We start from the raw sequence: 23170 nt of genomic DNA on the forward strand, positions 1-23170 counted from the left end.
ACTTTCAATATTACTAAGATTGAAGATTAAATTAACCATAGATCAAATTCTAAGAATAATAATTACCTTTAAAATTCTATAAATTTGATCTATGACTGAGATTTTCAAAATGTTTAAAATTACAACTGCCGAATCTGAAAAAATCATGCAATCGGTAAACGAACCTCATGCTCATGATTATGAAGAACTTATTATTGGGAATAAAGGTCAGCTGGAACATTTTATAGATTTTCAATCCAAATTGATAGACGCGCCTTTTATCAGTTTTGTCACTCAGGGAAAAATTCATCGTGCAAAACCTCTCATAAAAGATGGCGATTGCGATATGTGGGTTTTAAGATTTAAGAGTGAATTTATTGCCGAAACCACTTTCAGCCTTTACGCCTCTTTTCATGACAAGGCAAATATTAGTTTACAAAGCAATCAATGTTTTGAAAAACTGGATATTATCTGCAAAATTATTTTTGATGAATACCAACAAGAAGCTCCTGATCTTGCAGTTATAAAACAATTATTGAGCGCTCTTTTTACGATTATAGAATCTGAAAGACGCAAATTGAATTTGGATAATGATGAATCGAAAAAAATTCAAAGTTCTACTTTTAAAAACTTCCTGAGATTATTAGAAGAACATTATAAAGAATCTAAAGACGTTAATTTCTACGCAGAAAAACTCTTTATGACTTCTCGCAACTTAAATATTATCTGCCAAAACATTTTACAGCAAAGTGTTTCGGAAATTATTGAAACTCGAAAATTGACCGAAGCCAAAAACTTATTAATGACTACAGATAAAAATATTGCTGAAATAGGTTACGAACTCGGATTTAATGAAAAAACCTATTTTACGCATGCTTTCAAACGAAAAGCAGGAATGACTCCAACTGAGTTTAGAGAAGAAATGAAGAAGCTTCTTTCTTAAAAACACAACCTTTCTTCCGAAAATCGTTACCTCTTTCGCTGTAATTAAATGCAATTTTGTATCACAGATAAAAGATACTTTTTAAGCAATTAATTATAAAAAATGAATCGTAAAGATTTTCTAAAAACCATGGCAATTTTACCTATCGGAGCTGCAGCAATGAAACTCAGCTCACTCAAAACGGCTGTAGATACTTTTGGACCAACAGAACGAATGCCGGTTCTTTTTCTAGGACATGGAAATCCGATGAATGCATTGGCAGATAATAATTTCACGCAAGGTTTTCAGCAAGTGGCAAAAACATTACCAAAACCCAGAGCAATACTTTGTATTTCGGCACATTGGGAAACTAAAGGGACTTTTGTAACCGCAATGCAAAAACCGCCAACTATTCATGATTTTGGAGGTTTTCCGCAGGCACTTTTTGATGTGCAATATCCTGCGCCAGGAAGCCCAGAACTAGCATTAGAAACACAGAAACTAATTACTTCAACTTCGGTTGGATTAGATAATAGTTGGGGATTGGATCACGGATGCTGGACGGTTGTAAAATTTCTTTATCCAAACGCCGATATTCCAATTATCGAAATGAGCATCGACTATACACAACCAGCATCTTATCATTATGAATTAGGAAAAGAATTGGCTGCTTTACGCCGAAAAGGTGTTCTAATTGTCGGAAGCGGAAATACGGTTCACAACTTACGTCTTGCAGCTTGGGACAAAATGATGGTTCCAGGTTATGCTTTTGAATGGGCGCATATCGCGAATGAAAAAATGAAAAGTATGATTTTGGACAATGATCACAAATCGCTTATTCACTTTGACAAACAAGGTAGAGAATTTGAATTGGCGGTTCCAACTCCTGAACATTATCTTCCGTTATTGTACATTTTATCGCTTCAAGAAAAAGACGAAAAAGCAACAATTTTCAACGACGAACTTGTAGCTGGATCACTTAACATGATGTCTGTAAAAATAGACAAAGCATGAGTATAAAAAAGTCTTTTGGGATTGCATTTGCATTCCTTATTACAATATCAATTTTCAGTTTTACGATTATGAATTCAACTAAAGAAAAAACTAAACTGCATTATTTAATTAGAGAACCAAAAATAAAAACTGCAAATCCGCCATTAGTAATTTTGCTTCATGGTGTTGGCGGAAACGAGCAAAATCTATTTTCGTTTGCTCCTGAATTTCCAGAAAATTTTGTTGTGGTTTCTGCACGCGGACCACTGACTTTTGGGCCAAATAGTTTTGCTTGGTTTCAGGTAGATTTTTCTACAGGAAAACCTCAAATAAATGCGGAACAAGCAGAAAATTCAAGATTAATGTTGATTGATTTTATTACTGATTTAAAATCTGAAATCAATTTTAATTCTGAAGAAGTTTATTTAATGGGCTTTAGCCAAGGCGGAATTATGAGCTACAGCGTTGCACTAACCGCTCCAGAAAAAGTGAAAGGAATTGCTGTAATGAGCGGAAGACTTTTACCAGAAATTAAACCTTTTATGGCAGATGAAAAACGTCTTGAAAAACTTAAAATCTTTATTTCTCACGGAAAACAAGATGCAGTTTTAAATTATCAGTACGCCCTTGATGCTTTTGATTTTCTGAAAACCAAAAACTTAAATCCTCATTTTCATTCTTATGAAGAAGGTCATACCGTAAATAGACAAATGTTTGATGATGTCAATCTTTGGTTAAAAAACAGCAATCATTAATCTAAAAAAAATAAAGCCTGTAAACATTAAGTTTACAGGCTTTTTTACAACACTCTAATTCCCTAAATAAAGTAATTTAAAAAGTAACTAATTTCACTCCCAATGTGAACCATCTTGAAGGCAATGGCACTGCACCTACTTCATAATAAGTTGCATTGAAGATATTTTGTCCATCTAAGAAAATGGTAAATTTATTGATCGCCTGACTTACTCGAAAATCATTTACCCAGTAAGAAGGCCCTGTAATTCTTTCGTTAAAACGAGTTGCAAACATTACAGACAGATTTTTAAACTGATAATCTATCGTATTGGTAATTTGATGTTTTAATGAAGAAATCGAATATTTTGAATACGTTTCTGTACGCGCTGTTTTGAATTCAGAATCTAAATAAGTATACGCTAAAAGAATAGTCAATCTAGAATCTTTAGAAAAATCAAATCTGTAAGTTCCACGTAAGTTGATTCCGTTTGTGTTCAAATCTCCAGTGTTCTGACTTTGCCAAGGCACCGTTGTTTCGTTACGCATCCAATCGATATAATTGTCAATTTTTCTGTAGAAATAATTCGCATTAAAGCTCAAAGCCCTTTTGTTGTATTTAAATCCAATTTCGCTCTGAAACGCATTTTCTGAATCTAAATCTGGGTTTCCAATATTTCCTGTCTGTTTCAAATACAAATCTGTAAAAGAAGGAATTCTTTGGCTTGTACCCACATTTCCAATAATTTTAAAGGCATCGGTAATCGCATAACTTGCATCAATTCCAGGATAAATCTGCCATTTGTAATCTGAATTATAGTTTAAATATGTCCCGATATTTACATCCAGTTTTTCAGTAAAACTTCTTCTGTATTCAGCGTAAAGACCAACATTTTCGCGATCGTGATCTCCAATGTTTGAAGAGTGAATGTTTTCGTTTCTAAATTCAGCTCCAAAACCAATTTCTCCTTTAGATAATTTAACTGTAGAGTTCAATTCTCCTGCGATTGAATTCGTATAATGCTGACTTCTTCCAACTGCCAAATTTGAGTTTCCTAAATAACGATAATCATCATAATTGTATCTGTAAGTTACTCTCGGCATAATTTTCCAACTGTCCGTAATTTGATGATTGGACTGGATATTAGCAAATGTTGTCTGAACAATTTCGGTAGAATTTTTATCCCCTGGCGCAGCGTAAAATCCGTTTGCACCAAATCCGTTATTGATGTAACCTGCAGAACCTAAAATTTCGTTTTTATCATTGATTTGTACATTTCCTTGATAGAAAATTTTATTGTTTTCGAATGCTGTATTGTAACGGTAACCGTTGCTTTTATCGTGCGAAGCAAAAATCAAATGCTGTTGTTTTTCTTTACCTAAAACAGCTCCAGCCTGAATTCCTGTTCCGTAAAAAGTATCTCCTGTATCTTGCGTATCTTTTTCGAAATTAGAACCTGCATAAGTGCTTACCATAAAACCAGAATCGGTTGGTTTTTTAGTAATAATATTGATTGCTCCCGTTAAGCTGTTAATTCCGTAAATTCTTGCAGCCGGACCTCGAACTACTTCGATTCTTTCAATTGCTTCAACCGGAAGAGGAAGATTCAACATATTATGCGCAGTTTGCGAGTCGATTACTTTTGCTCCGTTCAACAAAACAACAGTCTGCTCAAAACTTCCTCCGTCAACGCTAATGTCGGCTTGAGTTCCAAACGGCCCTCTTTGTCTGATATCTACTCCGTTTGCATATTGCAATACTTCTTGCAATGTTCTTCCTGGCAGTTTTTTAATGGTTTCGCTCGAAATAACATATACATTTCTATTTTGTTTAGAAATAGGTGTATTAAAACGCCCTTCATTAATAATGACTTCATCCATTTGGTTTATGGAATCATTCTTTGTCTGTGCGTAAAAATTGGTACAAATTACTGTAAAAACAGCAAAATAGATTTTTTTCATTTTGGTTTACTATTTTTTTGGCAAAAGTAGCTTCTTACCGTACCAATAAAGTATTCCAGTTTTACAATTATAACTAGTCCGGTTGAAATTCTAATCTATTTTGCTTGAATTTAAAACAACACACAATAAAACTGAAAGATATTACTTATAAATCAAATATTTAGCTCTCAATTTTTTAAACTCAGCTAAACCTTCTTTCCAACTATTTCTGATTTCTTCTTCAGAAATTCCTGCTTCAATTTGCTGTTGCAGTTTTTCATTTCCTGCGCGAATGGCAAATTTTCTTTTATCGAAAAATTTAGATTTATCAGCTGTTGTCTGATAAGCTTTTATCAGCCATTTTATTTCTAATCTATTTATTCTCGGAATCGAAGACAAATCTTCTCCATTGCATTCTACTCCATTATACAAAGGATCTTTATCTCCAAAATTAGGTTTTGGCGTAAAAGCAAAATCACTTTTTGGAAGATCTGGCGAGCCATAAATTTGAAACTGTTTTTCGGTTCCGCGTCCCATGCTCACATTTGTTCCTTCAAAAAGACATAAACTCACGTATAGATTAATTGCCTGATCGTTTGGTAAATTTGGCGAAGGACGAACTGGCAAACTATAAGAACTTTTTCTGGTATAATTCAAACACGGAATCACAGTCAATTTGCACTGAATTCCATCTTTAAGCCATTTTTGCCCGTTGATCATTTTAGCTTCTTCGCCTAAAGTCATTCCGTGAAGCAAAGGCGTTGGATGCATTCCGATTCCGCTTTTAAAAGCAATGTCCAAAACTGGACCGTCAACAATCTCAATATTCGGATTGGGACGATCCAGTACAATCAGTGGAACATTGTTCTCAGCGCAGGCTTCCATAATACGATGCATCGTAGAAACGTACGTATATAATCGCGTTCCGACATCCTGAAGATCAAAAATCATGATGTCGATTCCTTTTAATTGTTCAGTTGTTGGTTTGTTGTTTTTTCCGTAAAGCGAAACGATTGATAATCCCGTTTTAGAATCTATTTCGTCAGATACATGTTCTCCTGCATCGGCAGTTCCTCTAAAACCATGCTCTGGTGCAAAAATAAATTTGATTTTTACTTTTTGTTCTACTAAAAAATCGACTAGATGTTTTTCTTTAGTAATAATTCCCGTTTGATTGGTTACAATTCCAACGGTTTTGCCTTTCAATAAAGGCAAGTATTTTTCAGAATTCTCAGCGCCCGTTTTTATCTGTTGCGCAAAAGAAACTGCCGAAATTAATATGCAGATTATTATATTTTTCATGGTATTTTTTTATTTAGCCACAGATTAAAAAACTTTTTAATATTTATTAATTTGTCTCCAGATTTTAGCACTAAAATCGTCTTTGTACATTAATCGGTTTGTTCTCGTTGGATTTACACGATTCGTCAAAATGATTAAAAATCGATTTGTTTTTCTATTCATAAAGAAAAAAGTTCCTGTAAAACCCGTATGTCCAAAATCGTCTTTTGTAAAAAACTCATCTGGTTTTCTTTTATCAAAACCTAAACCCCGATAAATGCCATTTTTCGCAAGCGGAGAATCTGTAAACTCTTTTACAACATTGGGTTTTAGAATTTGTTTTCCTTTATAATTTCCACTATTCATAAGCATTTTACAGATTACAGCAATCGATTCTGCATTGGCAAATAAACCAGCATTTCCAGAAACACCTCCAAAAATTGCAGCCGCTTCATCGTGCACGTAACCTTTAATCGTGTCTTTTCTGAAAAGATTATCTACTTCAGTCGGCATCACATTATCTATAGAAGTCCATTTTAACGGATTATATCCAATTTTTGAAATGCCTAATTCTGTATAAATCTCATTTGTGAACTGATCGAGTTTTTTTCCGGTTTTGGCTTCAATCATTTGTTTGACCAAAAGCAAGTTTAAATCGCTGTACAGATATTTCCCCCTCGGATTTGTATTCGCCTTCGCAATCCTTTCATAAACCAAAGGATAAAATTCAGGATTCAGCCACATGTTTTTATAAATCTGAACCCAGTTTTCTTTTGGCTCAAAAGCGAGGTATTTTGAATCGTAAATGATATTTTTATTGACAAACATAATATCAAACGGCTCAACATATTGCTCTGATTTTTCCTTGCTCAATAAAGGCGAATTATCTGGTGTAGAAAGCAATGCTTGATAAAAAGTGATACTTGGCGTTAATCCAGAAGTATGCGTTAGCAATTCAAAAAGTGTCAAATCAGAAATCGCTGTGTTTTTGTACATCGGAACAATTTCACCTACTTTATCTGTAAGTTTAATTTTTTCATCTCCAACCAAACGCATTGTTACAAGCGTTGCTCCTAAAACTTTAGACATTGAAGCTAAATCAAAAACATCATCTGACTTTACAGCCTGTTTTTTATAGTAATCATGAAAACCGTAATTTTTAGAAATCACAATCGAGTCTTTTGTCCCAACCATAATCTGTGCTCCAGGAAAAAATCCTTTTTCAAGCGCATTGATCATCATCGAATCGATAAAAACTTCATTTCGTTTAACATCAAAAAACTTCTTGGATTTTTTCTGGGCATAACCATTTATTCCAAAAGAAATCAAGCAAATAATTAAAAACTTGGCCAATATATTTTTCATTTTCTACGGATTAATTTTTAAGTCCTGACCTGCCATCAAAGGCTCATTATTGGTTCCTGTAATTTTAATTCTAACCGCTTTTACAGGCTGTTTCGGATAAATTGAAGCATTTCCGTAATCAAAATTATCACCTTTTATAAAATCAGTTCCGTTGTATGAATACTCTACAAAACCATTATTAACGATAAATCTCGGGTGATGCGGAATTCCAGTTAAAACATCTATTTTAGAAGAAGTTACAGGATTAGTAAAGGTATATAAAATCCAATCGCCGTCTTGGCACGCCACATCAGTACGCAAATACGTTTCTTCATTATAATCTTGCAGATTCGCAATTGGAAACTTCGGATTTTCTGCCATCGAAGAAGTCACTTTCACTTCTGGTTCTTGATAAGGCGAACAATTGAATTTTACATTTGCCGCCGACTTTTTCTCTTCTTTATTTTCAACCGTAAAATCTAGTCGGTATGTATTTTTTTCATTGTAATTATCAATCACAAATCTCAAGCGAGGTTTTGATTTTAACCATTTTTCATCTGAATAGGTCTGCAATAATTTATCATTTTCAAAAAACGAAACATTTTTAATTGTTCCATTTGCACCATCATCAGCGGGATTAAAAGTCAAATACCAAATCCCTTTTTTATCCACATGTTCTGAGATATTTTCAGAAATAGTCAAAACTTCTACTTTTGATGTATTCCAATTCGCAACAGGCAATTTCTCTGCTTTAACCGCAGGACTTGCCGAATATTCGTTAAAAAAAACTCTAAACGTATAGCGTTCGTAATCTTTCGTTTGAATTGGTCCTGTGTACAAAGGCGATTGTCTTGTAGGCTCATTTCCGTCCTTATCAAAACGTACAATAGCGCCTTCATAAGGGGGATTTACTGTAATAATCCCGTTTTTATAGATTGCTGTCGGAGGGAAATCTCTAAAAGCAATTCCCATATCGGCCAATCTTTTCAGATGGCTATTGGTTAATCTTCTATAAAAATCATCCCAGTTTTTATCTTCTTTTTTAGACCATCCAATTTCAGACAATGCACTGATTCTTGGATAACTTTGATATTCCATAATTCTTGCTGGACGATCTAAATATTCGCTCCACAAAGCGCCTTGAACTCCAATGATATTTTTTTGCTCTTCGGGTGTTAAGTCAGCATCTGGAATTGGCTCAAATGAATAGGCTCTTTTTGTATCGGTGATTGCTGCCCAGCGGTGGCCGCGTTCTGTTTCAGATTGCGCCATATCATAATATGTAAATTGTCCCGGCATCATGATGGTTTTATATCCTTTTTTTGCCGATTCAATTCCGTAACTAATTCCCTGCCAAGCAGAAATCAACGTATTTGAATCGATTTCTCCGCCTTTTAGGATTTCATTCCATCCATCTGTTTTTTTATGGTATTTGTCTACAATTTTTTGAACTCTTTTAAAGAAATAATTCTGAAGCTGAAAACTATCTGTGAACCCTTCTTTTGCCATTAAAGCTTGACATTTTGGACAATGTTCCCAATTGGCTCGATTAACTTCGTCTCCTGCAATATGAATATATTCGAAAGGAAATAATCCTGAAACTTCTTTAATAATAGAATCCAAAAGATCGTAGTTTTCTTCTCGCCCAACACACCAAACATTTTTCACTTCGCCCTGAACACTTTTAAGTTCCTGCGTTATCGCACAACCCACTTCTGGATACGAAGCCGTTACAGCACGCGAATGTCCTGGAATTTCGATTTCTGGCATTACTGAAATACCGCGATCCGCAGCATAAGCCACGACTTCTTTAATGTCTTCTTGCGTATAAAAACCTCCGTAACGTTTGTCTCCAGAACCGTAAGATGGCAATAAAACTTCTCCTGGACCTCTCCAAGCACCTTTTAAAGTCAAATCTGGCATCGATTTGATTTCAATTCTCCAACCGTTATCATCAGTTAAATGCCAATGAAAAACATTCATTTTATGTGCAGCCAGCCAATCAATATAATTTTTTACTGTCTCTTTATCGAAAAATTGTCTCGAACAATCAAGCATTATTCCACGCCAGTCAAAACGAGGATAATCTTCAATTTTCAAGAAAGGAGCAGAACCTTTTTTAACTTCTTTAGCAGAACAAATTTGGACTAAAGTCTGAAATCCGTTTAAAATACCTTTATCCGTTTTTCCTTTTACGAAAATTCCTTTTTCATTTATTTCCAATTGATAACCTTCGTTTGGAAGATCCAATTTCTTATCTACTAAAAATGAAATATTATTTTTTCCGTGTTTTTTTCCAATGGAAACAATTGGAGTAATTCCTGTATTTTTTGAAATACTTACTGAAATATAATCGGCACTGTTTTTTAGTTTTTTGTCTACAACAACTTTCAATGACGAAGGCAAAACAAACTGTCCAACAGTTTGCTGAACGGAAACAGGTTTTGGAATTATGTCTAATTTTTGGGCTTGTACAAAACTTATAGAACTCAGAAATATGGCGATTAGAATAATATTTTTTCTCATTTCTTACTATTTTATTTTACTGAAAATTCTATCGGATTGCTTTCTGTCTGGGTTTGACTCAAAGCGGTGAGCGCATAAATGTAGTTTTCCAAATCGGCATTTGGCACTTCTAGTTTTTGAGCCGTTGTCACGTAATAAATATTCTGAGGATTTGAGAAATCGGTTATTTTTCCTTTCGGAAATCTGTAAATCACATATTTCTTGTCGTTAAACGCAGCTTTCCAAGTCAAAACTGCATTATTACCTTTTTTAGCAATAAATACGTTTGTTGGCGGTTCTGGTTTTAATCTTGTAATTCTGTTTGCTTCTGGCGTTAAAGCTATGTATTTATATTCTTTTTGAAGAAGAGGCTGTCTTAGCGTATCTCCTTTTTTCAGAAAAGTAGAAGCCGTAAAATGCATTGAACCATCAATTTGAGGCAGTTTACGAATCATCTCAATTTGTTTTACGATTTGATCAGGACTTCTCCATTCTGGCTCTTTAGCCGAAGTTGAAATTTTATAATCGCCATGACCAACGTAAACATTTGCTCCGTATTTGTGTTCTGCCCACCATTTTGCCAAAACTTCAAAATTGGCTCTGTCAAAACCAATGTGCCAATATAATTGAGGCGTAACGTAATCGATCCAGTTTTCTTTCTGCCATTTTAAAATATTAGCATACAAATCATCATAGTTTGTAGCTCCTGCAACGGTTTTAGAACCTTCAGAATCTTTGGCAATATTTCTCCAAACTCCAAAAGGTGAAATTCCGAATTCGACTTCTGGTTTATTGGCAATAATGGTATCTCTGATTTGTTTGATGATTAAATCGACATTGTCTCTTCTCCAATCGTCTTTATCTTTAAACTGACGCGGTTCTTTAGCGAACGCTTTCTCATCTGGAAATTCTTGTCCAGCAATTTTATACGGATAAAAATAATCATCCATATGCACCGCCTGAATATCATATTTACGAACAATTTCGCCCACAACAGAAGCTACAAAATCTCTAGTTTCTTGCAAACCTGGGTTAAAATATCTTGTTTTTCCGTAAGTCAGGAAAAGATCTGGTCTTTTAAAATATAAATGATTTTTTGAAAGTACATCTCTAACCGTATCTTTCTGAACACGATACGGATTCAGCCAAACGTGAACATTCATTCCGCGTTTTCCTGCTTCGTCAATCATCATTTGCAACGGATCAAAACCTGGCGCAACGCCTTGAGTTCCGGTTATCCAATGCGAAGCTGGTTCTTTTGTCGATTTATAAAATGCATCGGCAGTTGGACGAATTTGAAAAATTACTGTATTCAAATTATACGAACGAAGATTATCCAAAATGGCAATCATTTCGTTCTTCATTTCTTTATCTGACAAACCTGGTTTAGACGGCCAGTCGATATTTTCTACCGTAGAAATCCAAGCTGCACGCATTTCTCTTTTTGGAGATTGCTGACTGAAAATTTTGGTATGAATCAGCAATACCAAAATCATAATTTTTACGCTTTTCATAATTATTATTTTGGGTTAGTTTGTATAATATAATTTAACCGCAAGCACGCAGTGGTTTACGCAATGTTCGCTAAGTTTTATTTTTTTAATCTCGCAAAGTCGCAGAGTCGCAAAGTCTTTATTTTTCTAATCTTTGATGTTTTTTTTCTCTCGCAGATTTAGCAGATTCAATGGATTTAATTTGTTGCGAAAAAAATCTTTTTTAATCCTTTAATCTGTGGCTAAAAAACCTAACAGGTTTTAAAAACCTGTTAGGATAACCAAACAAAACATGTGCGTACCAATTTTGGAAAGGCTGCAACAAACAATAATTTATTTTGTTTTTACCGTTTCATTGAAGAAATCATGAAAAAACAAAAGTTGATATTTTAATGAATTTTCCCAGTATTTTAGATTATGTTCTCCAGGACGTTCGATGTAATCGTGATTTATTTTTAGAGTTAGCATTTTAGCATGAAGTTCTCTGTTAACTGTCATGAAAAAATCGTCAACGCCACAATCTATAATCAGTTTTAATTTGTTATCTTTTACCAAATCTAGCATATTGGTAACGGTGTTTTGATTCCAGTTTTCAGGAAATTCTGTAATTGTGCCTAATCGTTTTTTGATATCCCAATTTTCTGGAAACGGACGAAAATCTACTCCTCCGCTCATACTTCCTGCAGCTCCAAATATGTCTTGATGCTTGAAAGACAAATACAAAGCCCCATGTCCGCCCATACTTAACCCTGAAATGGCTCTTCCTGTACGATCTGTAATGGTTCTGAATTGTTTATCAATAAAAGGAACTAACTCTTTTACGACATAAGTTTCATATTTAAAACTCGGATCCATCGGACTATCAAAATACCAGCTTGAATAATTTCCGTCAACACCAACTACAATAAACCCGTATTGATCTACTTGTTTTCCAAGTTCCTTAAAATCTTTTGCCCAAGATGCATAATTTCCGCTATAGCCATGAAGCAAGTAAACTACAGGAAATGCTTTTTTGCTCTTTTTATAATTGTCCGGAACTATGACACAGGTTTTAATATTCTTCTGCATCGAAGCACTAAAAACCTGTAAAGTATCAACCTTTGCTGCTCTGGCTGTAAAAATTAAAAAGGCGAACAAAAAGGTGTAAATTGTTTTTTTCATAACTGCTGTTTTTTTTAAATAATATTTCTGAAAAGCACAGGGAAAATACAAAAAATTATTTCAAACATTCTTTTAAAATAGTCACCGGATGTAAAGCTTTTCTATTCGTGCCGTCAAAAATCTGATGGCGACAGCTTGTTCCCGCAGCAGCGATTTCTGTTGATGGTTCTGTTGCCCTGATTTTCGGAAACAAAGTATCTTCTCCCATTTGCATACTGATTTCGTAATGTTCTTTTTCGTAACCAAAAGAACCCGCCATTCCGCAGCAGCCCGAATTATAAATGGTAACCGTATTATTTTTTGGAATATTCAACATTGCAAAAGAAGCTTCAATTGTACTTAAAGACTTTTGATGGCAATGCCCATGAATTTTTATATTTTTTTCTTTTTCAGAAAATTGTCCTGCGTGAATTTTTCCGCTTGTAATTTCTCTTTTAAAAAACTCTTCGACTGTAAAAGTGTTTTTTGCTACTTTTTCTGCACTTTCTTTATTTCCAGCCAAACGAAGATATTCATCTCTAAAAGTCAATATTGCAGAAGGTTCAATTCCGATTAAAGGTGTGTTTTCAGAAATTATATTTTTAAAAGTATTGATATTTTTATTCGCAATTTCTTGTGCTTCTTCGAGAAACCCTTTCGAAATAAAAGCTCTTCCGCTTTCTTCATGATCGATTACAATTACTCTGTAACCTAATTTGGTTAATAGTTCGTAAGCGTCAATTCCGACTGAAACATCATAATAATTCGTGAATTCATCGCAAAAAAGATAAACGATTCCGTTTTCAAAAGAATTAGATTCATAAAGTTTTTTGTTAGTTTGATACCATTTTCTAAACGTTTTTGGAGCTACTAATGGCACTCGTCTTTCAGGTGCAATTCCCATTCTTTTTTTAACGAAAGAAAGATTGGAAGCCCAATTGGTAACTGATGGCGCAATACTTACCAATTCATTCAATTTTGAATTGAAGGCAAATATTTTATTACGAAAAGAAAATCCGTTTGCTTTTTGATATTGATATAAAAATTCTGCTTTTAAAGTCGCCACATCCACATTACTTGGACATTCGCTTGCACACGCTTTACAGCTTACGCATAATTCAAAAACCTTATATAATTCTTCATGATCAAATTTATTTTCTTTTTCAGAATTCGTTAAATATTCGCGTAAAGCGTTGGCACGCGCACGTGTAGTATCTTTTTCATTTCTTGTCGCACGATAACTCGGACATAAAGTCCCGCCCGCCGAAGGCATTTTTCGACAATCGCCCGAACCGTTGCATTTTTCGGCAGCACGCAAAATTCCTAAACTGTCGGAGAAATCTTGAATTGTTTTTATATCTGGTTCAACTCTTCCTGCTTCAAAACGAAGATTTTCATCCATTTTAGAAGCATTTACTATTTTCCCAACGTTCAAAATAGTATCGGGATCAAATGCTTTTTTAATTCGTTTTAGCAGTTCATAGTTTTTATCGCCAATCATAAAAGGCAGAAACTCTCCGCGTAGAATTCCATCGCCATGTTCACCGCTTAACGAACCTCTATATTTTTTCACCAAATGAGCAACCTCTGTAGATATATTTCTAAATTGGTGCAGGCCTTCTTTAGTTTTTAAATTGATCTTCGGACGCAAATGCAACTCTCCAGCTCCGGCATGTGCGTAATAAATGGCACTTTGTCCGTGTCTTTCCATCATCGCGGCAAAATCGGCGATGTAATTTGGCAAATCGCTTAATTCTACAGCGGTGTCTTCAATAGAATCCGCGGCTTTATCGTCTCCCACAATACTTCCTAAAAGTCCAAGACCGGCTTTTCTTACCTCGTTTACCTTGTCAATATCTGTTCCGTAAATTTTTGGCAGTGCATAACCGAAACCATTAATTTGAAGATCTCTAATTAAAGCATCGGCTTGCAACTCGGCATCTTCCATGCTAATGTGCGATCCAACTTCGAGCATGATAACAGCCTTTGGTTCTCCCACAATAAAAAACCTATTCTTGGCTTGTTCTCGATTGGTTTTGGTACAATCTAAAATCGTATCATCCATCATTTCGCAAGTGTACAAATGATGTTTCATTGCGACTACAACGGCTTCCAAACTTTCTTGAATGGTGTGAAAATGCGCCACAACCATAATATTATTAGTAGGCGGAAGATCATCTACTTTTAAAGTAATTTCAGTTGAAAATGCCAAAGTTCCTTCACTTCCGCAAAGCAATTTTCCTAAATTAATGGTACTTTCAGTTCCTGAAAAAAGCTCCGATTTCAACAAAACATCAATCGCATAACCCGTATTTCTTCTGTGAATTTCTGGTTTTGGAAATTCCCTTAAAATCTCTTCTTGATTTTCTTTGATTGAAAGCTCTTCGTAAATCGTTTTATAAATTTTATTTTCTAAAGAATCTCCTTTTGTTTTTTCGATAAATTCTTCTGAAGTTAAATCTTTAAAAAAGGCAAGACTTCCGTCACTTAAAACGGCTTTTATTTCTACAATTTTATCTCTGGTAACTCCGTAACGAATGGAGGTTGTTCCTGACGAATTATTTCCAACCATTCCGCCAATCATACATCGATTTGTAGTAGAAGTTGTTGGCGAAAAAAACAATCCGTGAGGTTTTAAATATAGATTTAATTCATCGCGAATTACTCCAGGCTGAACTGTTATAGTTTTATTCTTTGGATCAAAAGCGATAATTTTATTGAAATGCTTTGAAACATCGACAATAATTCCGCTTCCTATAGTTTGGCCCGCGAGAGAAGTTCCTGCGGTTCTTGGTGTTATTGAAATTTTATTTTTTGAAGCAAATTGAATAATATTAATTATATCATTTTCTGACTTTGGAATTGCCACAGCAAGCGGCATAATTCTGTAAGCAGAAGCATCTGTAGCATATATTTTTTTATGAAGTTCATCATAAAAAAGGTTTCCTTCTAAGGAAGTTTCTAATTCTTGTAATTGAAGAGAATCGGGCATTTAATTTGGTTCTATTGCTTTTGGTTTTTTAATAAATGTTTTATACTTCTGCACACATCAGTTAAAACAATACAATCTAAATCTTGTTGGAAATAAATATTTATTAAAGCTCCAATTGAAAGCTTTGAACTTCTTTAAATTTACCAGATAAACAGCAAGTAAACGAAGTAATGGTTTTCATAATATATTTGGTCAAAGGTTTAGCTTTAACAAATATATATACAAAAAAGATAGTTTTTACATTATTTTGCATTATTTAACAAAATAATTTTTAAAAAACGCAAAAACATGCAGAATATATTTTTAAAAGAATATTTTATAAGATAAAAACGCCCGATTTTCTATATTCTTCCAATCTTGCGTCATAAGGATCTAAATCGGTTACAATAGTATCAAGCTGAGTTAGTTCACAAACTCCGTGTGGCATTTTAGTATTTAATTTATCTGCTGAAAACATTGAAACTACTCTATCAGAAGCTTCTATCATTGCCTTTTTGACAATTGAGATTTCGTAACCTACTTCTGTAAGTCCTTGTTTTATATTAATGCTGCTGGCTCCAATGAAACAAATATCTGCTTTAATTTTAGAAACAACCTGAATCACATCCATACCAATTGTTACCATTGCATTTTTCTGCATTTTTCCACCAATAAATATTAAATCTATATTAGGATGCTGAGACAATTGCATGGCGATTGGCAAACTATACGTATATATTGTAGCTTTCAAATTTGATGGAATTAACTTTGCGAAAACCAAATTTGTACTTCCTCCACTCATTATAATAACTTGATCGTCATGAAGTAGCGATAACGCTTTTGAAACGATTTTCTTTTTCTCTTCTTCTTCAGATATTGCAATGTCAAAAACATTTGCAGACTTCTCTTTAACTTGTACTGCCCCGCCATATACTTTCTCTAACAGCTTTTTACTATCAAGTTCGTTCAAATCTCGTCGTATAGTATCTTCCGACAAATCCAGAGCCAAAGCCAAATCTGTTGTAACAACTTTTTGGTCCTCAATAAGCTTAGTCATTATATATTTATGTCTTTCGGCTTTCAGCATTTTTCTATAAAAGTTAAAGTTCATCACAAATATATCAAATATTTCAATTTATATTAGAAAACACCCTTAAAACTGCAACAGTATGCAAAATTGAAATTTTACAGATTAATCAAGTATATATTTTTCGACAAAACTTGCGTTATTTTGCATTATTTGATTTTTTTTTCCAAAAAAAGTTCAAAATAATGCATTTGTATGCAATAATTAAATATATTTGCTCAACAACCATTATAAAAACCAGATTAATCATGAAAAAATTACTTCTTATTTCAGTGTTGGTTTTGTTTATTCAAACAGCATTTGGACAAACAAAAACAATTACTGGAACTGTAAAAAGCAAAACGGACGGAATTCCAATTCCTGGAGTCAGCGTCGTTATTCAAGGCACAACAAATGGCACTTCTACAGATTTTGATGGTCACTACAGCATTTCTGTAGCGCCAGGAAGAACGCTAAGTTTTAGTTATATGGGATTTGAATCTCAATTAATTAAAATCGAAAATCAACAGAAAGTAAATGTTGATCTTTCAGAAAGCACTTCAAAACTAGACGAGGTAGTAGTTGTGGGTTTTGCTTCTCAGAAAAAAACCAATTTAACAGGCGCCGTTGCGAACATTGATGTAAGCAAAACAATAGGAAGCCGACCTTTAACTGACGTTAGTAAAGCATTGCAGGGAACCACACCAGGAGTAAATGTTTCTTTTAACTCTGGAAATATTAACCGTGCAGCAAATATCAATATTCGTGGAGCAGGAACTATTAATGGTTCTGACGCACCTTTAATTTTAGTTGATGGTGTTCCAACAGATTTATCGCTTATCAATCCGAATGATATCGCTACGATGTCTGTACTTAAAGATGCGGCTTCCGCTTCTATTTATGGAGCTCGTGCAGCGTTTGGGGTGGTTCTTATTACTACAAAAGGCGGAAAAACTGGAGAAGGAAAAGTAAGATTCTCTTATAGTGCAAATACTGCATTCACTAATCCGATTTCTACTTTACAATTCTTGGATCCAACAGAAGAAATTCCTGGATTAATCGCTGCGGGAACAAGAACAGATGGTTCAACTCCTGAGATTTTTGGTCAAAATTACAGTGTTTTATTAGATGGAATTAAAAACTGGAAAGAAAAATACGCAAATAACCGTACCAGTCATGAAATGGTTTATGGTGAAGATTGGGAAATAAAAAATGGTACGCCGTATTTTTATAGAGTTTGGGATGCTAATAAAGAACTATATGCAAGCGATGCGCTTCAAACAACGCATAATTTATCTGCACAAGGAAATTTAGGAGATAAAAGTTCTTTCTTCGCTTCATTCGGGTTAACAAACCAAGAAGGTATGTTAAGAGTGAATCAGGAAAAAAGACAAAGAGTCAACATTAATTTAGGTTTTACAACCAAATTAGCAGATTGGCTTACTGGAGATTTCAAGGTAATGACTATCAACAGCACTTACGATCAGCCATTTAACTATTATGGTGGTTCTGGAACTGATGATACAGGTTACGGAGGTTATTTTGGTTATGCGCTTCGTTGGGGACAATATTTCCCGAATTTCGGAACTTATAGAGGATATAATTTCCGTACTGCTGGAGGATATTTATCAAATGCTTCTAGAAACGAAAACAACAAACGTAATACAAGACTTAGCGCTAAATTTACAGCAGATATTACAAAAGATTTAAATCTTATTACAGAAGTAAGCACTGTAAACGAATATTACAACAGAAAACAAAATGGTGGTAAATTCTTAGCATGGGACAGCTGGTCTGCAATGCCATACGATGCTACAACAATTCAAACTGCTACACCTGCAACTCTTGAAACAGGAAATGATTATGTAGCGCAATCAAAATCTGAGTCTACTACAAATGTTGTCAACATTTATGGTAACTACAAAAAGCAATTTGACAAACATAATTTCAAATTTTTAGGAGGTTTCAACTCTGAGTGGCAAAATTTCTCTCGTAACTATGCAAGAAGAAATACGCTTTTAGATAAATCTAAACCAGAATTTAACCTTGCTGTTGGTGAACAATTTGTTTCTGGAGCTGCAAACACTTCTTTAAACCCTGCAGAAACTGAGTACTCAATTGCAGGTTTCTTTGCTCGTGTAAATTATGACTACAATGGAATTTACTTAGTAGAACTTAATGCTCGTTATGACGGTTCGTCAAGATTTCCAACAAATGAACAATGGGGATTCTTCCCTTCTGCTTCTGTAGGATACAAAATTGTGAATGAAAAATTCATGGAAGGAACACGCAGTTGGTTAACTGATCTTAAATTGCGTGGTTCTATTGGAGCAATTGGAAACCAAAACGTAGGTAATAATGCTTTCTTATCTATCATGAACGCTAAAAATCCTTCTTGGGTAAACAGCGGCACTACAATTCCTCCTTCTACTGACTTGCCAACTAACGTGGATCCTGCATTGACTTGGGAAAAAGTATATACTAAAGATGTAGGTATCGACATTAAAATATTTGATATGTTAGGCGCTACATTTGACTGGTACCAACGTGACACGAAAGGAATGCTTGCTCCTGGTATAACTCTTCCAGGTTCATTTGGTCAGGCTTCTGCACAAACAAACTCAGGAAACATGAGAACTAGAGGATGGGAATTAGGATTAAACTTTAATAAGCAATTAAGCGAAAGCGCTTCTGTATTTGTTGATCTTGCTTTATCAGATTATAAATCAGTTATTACAAAATGGAATAACTCTTCTAAATTACTTGCTTTAGTAACTACAGGCACAACGCCTTACTATAATGGTTATGAAATTGGCCAAATCTGGGGATTAACAAGTGATAGACTTCTTCAAGCTGATGATGTTATTACAAATAATGGTAAAACAGTAAACGGTGTTGATTATTCTAAAACAATGGGAGGTAATTTCCAATATGGAGCTGGAGATGTTCACTATGTAGATTTAGATGGTGACGGAGCTATTACGCGTGGAGCTGGAACTGCTGATGATCACGGAGATTTACGTAAAATTGGAAATTCAACGCCTCGTTATAAATACGGTATTACTTTAGGTGGAAAATACAGAGGATTTGACATTTCTGCTTTCTTCCAAGGAGTTGGAAAACGTGATTACTGGGCTGCTTCTGATGCTGTTTTACCTTTCTACAGAGCGCCTCAGCAAATGTATGCAAACCAAGCAGATTACTGGACTCCAGAAAACACAGATGCTTATTTCCCAAACCCATATTATGGAAATGAAGCAAATACTTTTGGATCAGGCACATCAGGTCAAAACAACTTTGTTACGTCTACAAGATATTTATTAGACATGTCTTACTTCCGTTTAAAGAACTTTACGTTTGGATATAACTTGCCAGCAGCAATTGTGAAAAAAGCAGGATTAGAAAAAGTAAGATTGTATACTTCAGGTGAAAATTTAGTGACTTGGAAAGACAAACGTCTTCCTGTAGATCCTGAAATTGACGAAACAGAAGTTTTCTGGGGAAGAGCTTATCCTTATACAAAAACATGGTCTGTAGGTGTTGATTTATCTTTCTAATCTCTAACTATTCAAAACTTTTAAAATGAAAAAATCAAATATAAAATCTAAATTTCTGCTAATCTTTACTGCTGTTTTATTAGCAGGAAGCACAGTTAGCTGTTCAGATTATCTAACAGATGATCCTGCAGATAAATTTACAAACGATAACTTTTGGCAGTCAGAAGATAACGTAAAAACCTTTTCTTGGTCGAATTATGATACTTTTTATGGCTACGGAAATGGTACAACAATCGGACTTTCTTTCTTCTACTATCACGGAACTGATTATAGAGTAGATGATAACTTATCTGCATTTACTTTTTATCAAATGCCCGTTACAGCTGCGACTACTAATACTTATTCTTGGAATGAATATTACACACTTATTCGCCGTTGCAATCTAATGCTAGAAAAAGTGCCAACTGTAAATATGTCTACTGAAAAAAAGAACCACTACATTGGGGTTGCTAAGTTTTTCAGAGCTTATACTTACTTTCGTTTAGTTCAAAAATTTGGAGATGTGCCTTATACTGATAAATATTTAGCTCAAGGCGATCCAGAAGTTTACTCACCTGCAATGCCAAGGGCAGAAATTATGGACAAAGTAATTGCAGAACTTCAAGAAGCAGCAGATTTAATGCTTGTTAGTGATGATAAAAACGTTACAGCAAATAAATATACCGCTTATGCAGCTTTGAGTAACGCTTGTATTTATGAAGGAACGTACAGAAAATATCATTTAGGCCAAGATGGAAGTTCTTATCTTAACAAAGCCAAAGCTGCTTCATTAATGATCATGAATAACCCGAGTTATAAATTAAATGCTGATTGGAAATCCTTATACAATTCAGTTGAATTACTTGGAAATACGGAAGTGATATTGGCAAAACGTTACTTAACAAACGTTTTAATGCACTCTCTTCAAAACTATACTAATACTTCGACTATTCAATATGGTTTGACAAAATGGGCTGCGGATAGTTATGTAACAACAAACGGATTACCAATTCAACAAGCTGGAAACAGTCAGTATGTTGGTGATGACAACATTACAGATACATTTACTAATAGAGATCCTCGTTTTGGTAAAACAGTAAATCCTGCTAATTACGGATACAAAGGAAAACCTTTTGGTACAGCAGCTTTAGTTTCAATGTCTGGATATGTATTCGAATTATACAACAACCCTGCTACAACAGGTCCAGATGTTACAACTGGAGGACGTAACTATACTGATGCTCCATTATTTACTCTAAGTGAAGTATATCTAAATTATGCCGAAGCTTGCGCTGAATTAGGAAACGCAACAAACAGCGATCTTGATTTGTCAATCAATAAAGTTCGTGCTCGTGCAGGAATTGCGCCTTTAACTACAGACGGAGTTAATGCTTCTGCAAATGGTGTTCAAATTAATGATCCAAGAAGAACTTCTGCTTTAGAGCAAATTTCTGGAACTGTAAATCCATTAATTTGGGAAGTTCGTCGTGAGCGTCAAATTGAATTTATGAGCTGGACAACTTTAAGACAAGCTGATATTTATCGCTGGAAAAAAGGTGATTATTTAGACACTAGTAAAAATCCAGACGTAAATCTTGGTGCTAGAATTGGAACCCCAGTAGGTTCGCAAACTGTGGTAGATGCAAACGGATATGTGAAAATATACCCAGCAAGTACAAGAAATTTCGAATCTAAGCATTATTTAATGAACATTCCAACGAATGACATCGACTTATATAAAGCTCAAGGGGTTGAATTAAAACAAAATCCAGGCTGGTAATTTAATAACAGCTGAAAAATAATACATACAAACTACCTCCAAGATCGTTTATTTTGGAGGTAGTATTTAAAATATTCTTTTTTAAACACATCGTCAAAAGACAAAAGACACAATCAAAATCTAGCCTGAAACAATCTAGGCAAAACAATAGTTTTTTTTAGAGTCCCCTATCTACCTAAAACATTTATATATACCAATAATATCCTTAATTTTATTAAGTCAAGTTTTTGTCTTTAACTATAAACTGTATTTAAAATGATAAAATTTATAGCAAAAAGTGCTTTTGTTGCAGCATTTCTTTTTAATACTCCGTCTTATTCAACAGTAGTGAAATCAATTGGAACTAATAATTCTGAAGCATTCAGTTACACTGAAATTAAAACAGGAGCAGATAATTACGAAAAATATCTTCCTCTTTTAAAAGATAAAAAAGTCGGAATCGTAACCAATCAAACTGGAATTTTATCCAACAAAACACATGTGGTTGATTTCCTTTTGGAAAAAAAGGTTGCCGTGCAAACTATTTTTGCTCCAGAACACGGTTTTAGAGGAACAGCCGATGCCGGCGAACACATCGTTGACGGAAAAGATCCAAAAACAGGATTGCCAATTATTTCTCTTTACGGTGATAATAAAAAGCCAAAACCAGCGCAGTTATCTGGAATTGACGTTATGATTTTCGATTTGCAAGATGTTGGAGCACGATTCTATACTTATATTTCTTCATTGCATTATGTAATGGAAGCTTGCGCAGAAAACAACGTTCCGCTAATCGTTTTTGACCGACCAAATCCAAATGGTTCAATTGTTGACGGTCCGCTTTTAGAAAAAGAATTTACAAGTTTTGTGGGCATGCACCCTATTCCGCTCCTTCACGGAATGACGATTGGTGAATATGCTCAAATGGTAAATGGCGAAAAATGGCTAAAAGATGGCGCTCAATGCAAATTGACCGTTATTCCATGTTTAGATTATAAGCGAACAATGCCATACAGCTTATTGGTAAAACCATCTCCAAATTTGCCTAACGATCAATCGATCAACCTTTACGCAAGTTTATGCCTTTTTGAAGGAACAAATGTGAGCATGGGACGCGGAACTGAGAAACAATTCCAAATTTACGGTTCTCCGTATTTAACCAAAACTAATTTCAGCTTTACGCCAAAACCTAACTTTGGCGCAAAAGATCCTTTATACAATGGAAAAGAATGCTTTGGTGAAGATTTAACAGCTTATCCAAAACTAAAACAGCTAGAATTAAAATGGCTTATTAAAGCTTACCAGAATACAAGTGACAAAACAAAATTCTTCAATGCTTTTTTTACAAAACTGGCAGGAACAAAAAAATTACAACAGCAAATTGAAAGCGGTATTTCTGAAACTCAAATAAGACAAAGCTGGCAGAAAGATTTAGCAGCTTTCAAGAAAATGCGAACAAAATATCTGATTTACAAATAATTCCTTAATTCAATAATAACTCAAATTCC

General features: G+C 34.4%; 14 protein-coding genes. 6 read left to right on the forward strand and 8 right to left on the reverse strand.

What is annotated here, in order from left to right; genetic code table 11:
• Positions 1-91 precede the first annotated feature (91 nt).
• From OD917_RS01535 to OD917_RS01545, 3 genes are all read left to right on the forward strand, one after another.
• Positions 92-922: a helix-turn-helix domain-containing protein gene (locus OD917_RS01535; protein WP_263521784.1), complete on the forward strand. Its 831-nt coding sequence runs from the start codon at positions 92-94 to the stop codon at positions 920-922.
• A gap of 129 nt (positions 923-1051) precedes the next feature.
• Positions 1052-1915 carry a 4,5-DOPA dioxygenase extradiol gene (gene ygiD, locus OD917_RS01540; RefSeq protein ID WP_411970299.1) on the forward strand — a complete coding sequence of 288 codons (864 nt, stop codon included), beginning with the start codon at positions 1052-1054 and terminating at the stop codon, positions 1913-1915.
• Entirely contained in the window at positions 1912-2649 is a 738-nt protein-coding gene (locus OD917_RS01545) for an alpha/beta hydrolase (RefSeq protein WP_263521786.1), read from the forward strand. The genes ygiD and OD917_RS01545 overlap by 4 nt, the downstream gene beginning before the upstream one ends.
• Positions 2650-2725: 76 nt before the next feature.
• On the opposite strand, the gene OD917_RS01550 is transcribed toward OD917_RS01545, so the two are convergent.
• The 8 genes from OD917_RS01550 to OD917_RS01585 all read right to left on the reverse strand — a co-directional run bounded on the left by OD917_RS01550 (position 2726) and on the right by OD917_RS01585 (position 16412).
• Positions 2726-4588, reverse strand: coding sequence for a TonB-dependent receptor plug domain-containing protein (locus OD917_RS01550; RefSeq protein ID WP_263521787.1), 1863 nt, complete (start codon positions 4586-4588; stop codon positions 2726-2728).
• A gap of 141 nt (positions 4589-4729) precedes the next feature.
• Positions 4730-5869, reverse strand: coding sequence for a DUF1343 domain-containing protein (locus tag OD917_RS01555; protein WP_263521788.1), 1140 nt, complete (start codon positions 5867-5869; stop codon positions 4730-4732).
• Between the two features lie 36 nt (positions 5870-5905).
• Complete coding sequence (locus tag OD917_RS01560; protein WP_263521789.1) at positions 5906-7213, reverse strand: serine hydrolase domain-containing protein; 1308 nt, start codon at positions 7211-7213, stop codon at positions 5906-5908.
• A 3-nt stretch (positions 7214-7216) separates the two neighbouring features.
• Positions 7217-9718, reverse strand: coding sequence for a beta-N-acetylhexosaminidase (locus OD917_RS01565; protein WP_263521790.1), 2502 nt, complete (start codon positions 9716-9718; stop codon positions 7217-7219).
• A gap of 11 nt (positions 9719-9729) precedes the next feature.
• On the reverse strand, positions 9730-11211 hold the full coding sequence (locus tag OD917_RS01570; RefSeq protein ID WP_263521791.1) for a glycoside hydrolase family 10 protein: 1482 nt from the start codon (positions 11209-11211) through the stop codon (positions 9730-9732).
• A gap of 312 nt (positions 11212-11523) precedes the next feature.
• A complete protein-coding gene (locus tag OD917_RS01575) occupies positions 11524-12351 on the reverse strand; it encodes an alpha/beta hydrolase (RefSeq protein WP_263521792.1) in 828 nt (275 codons plus the stop codon).
• Positions 12352-12406: 55 nt separating this feature from the next.
• Positions 12407-15322 (reverse strand): FAD-binding and (Fe-S)-binding domain-containing protein, encoded by a 2916-nt coding sequence (locus tag OD917_RS01580; RefSeq protein WP_263521793.1) that lies wholly within the window; start codon positions 15320-15322, stop codon positions 12407-12409.
• Between the two features lie 316 nt (positions 15323-15638).
• The gene (locus OD917_RS01585) at positions 15639-16412 is read right to left on the reverse strand and encodes a DeoR/GlpR family DNA-binding transcription regulator (RefSeq protein ID WP_318013840.1); all 774 of its coding nucleotides are present in this window, start codon (positions 16410-16412) and stop codon (positions 15639-15641) included.
• A gap of 224 nt (positions 16413-16636) precedes the next feature.
• Here OD917_RS01585 and OD917_RS01590 point away from each other — a divergent pair, with 224 nt between their 5' ends.
• From OD917_RS01590 to OD917_RS01600, 3 genes are all read left to right on the forward strand, one after another.
• On the forward strand, positions 16637-19924 hold the full coding sequence (locus OD917_RS01590; RefSeq protein ID WP_263521794.1) for a SusC/RagA family TonB-linked outer membrane protein: 3288 nt from the start codon (positions 16637-16639) through the stop codon (positions 19922-19924).
• 25 nt (positions 19925-19949) lie between these two features.
• The gene (locus OD917_RS01595) at positions 19950-21683 is read left to right on the forward strand and encodes a RagB/SusD family nutrient uptake outer membrane protein (RefSeq protein ID WP_263521795.1); all 1734 of its coding nucleotides are present in this window, start codon (positions 19950-19952) and stop codon (positions 21681-21683) included.
• 255 nt (positions 21684-21938) lie between these two features.
• Entirely contained in the window at positions 21939-23141 is a 1203-nt protein-coding gene (locus OD917_RS01600) for a DUF1343 domain-containing protein (RefSeq protein WP_263521796.1), read from the forward strand.
• The last annotated feature ends 29 nt before the right edge of the window (positions 23142-23170 follow it).

It is taken from the genome of Flavobacterium sp. SH_e (assembly GCF_025717045.1).
Classification (GTDB): domain Bacteria; phylum Bacteroidota; class Bacteroidia; order Flavobacteriales; family Flavobacteriaceae; genus Flavobacterium.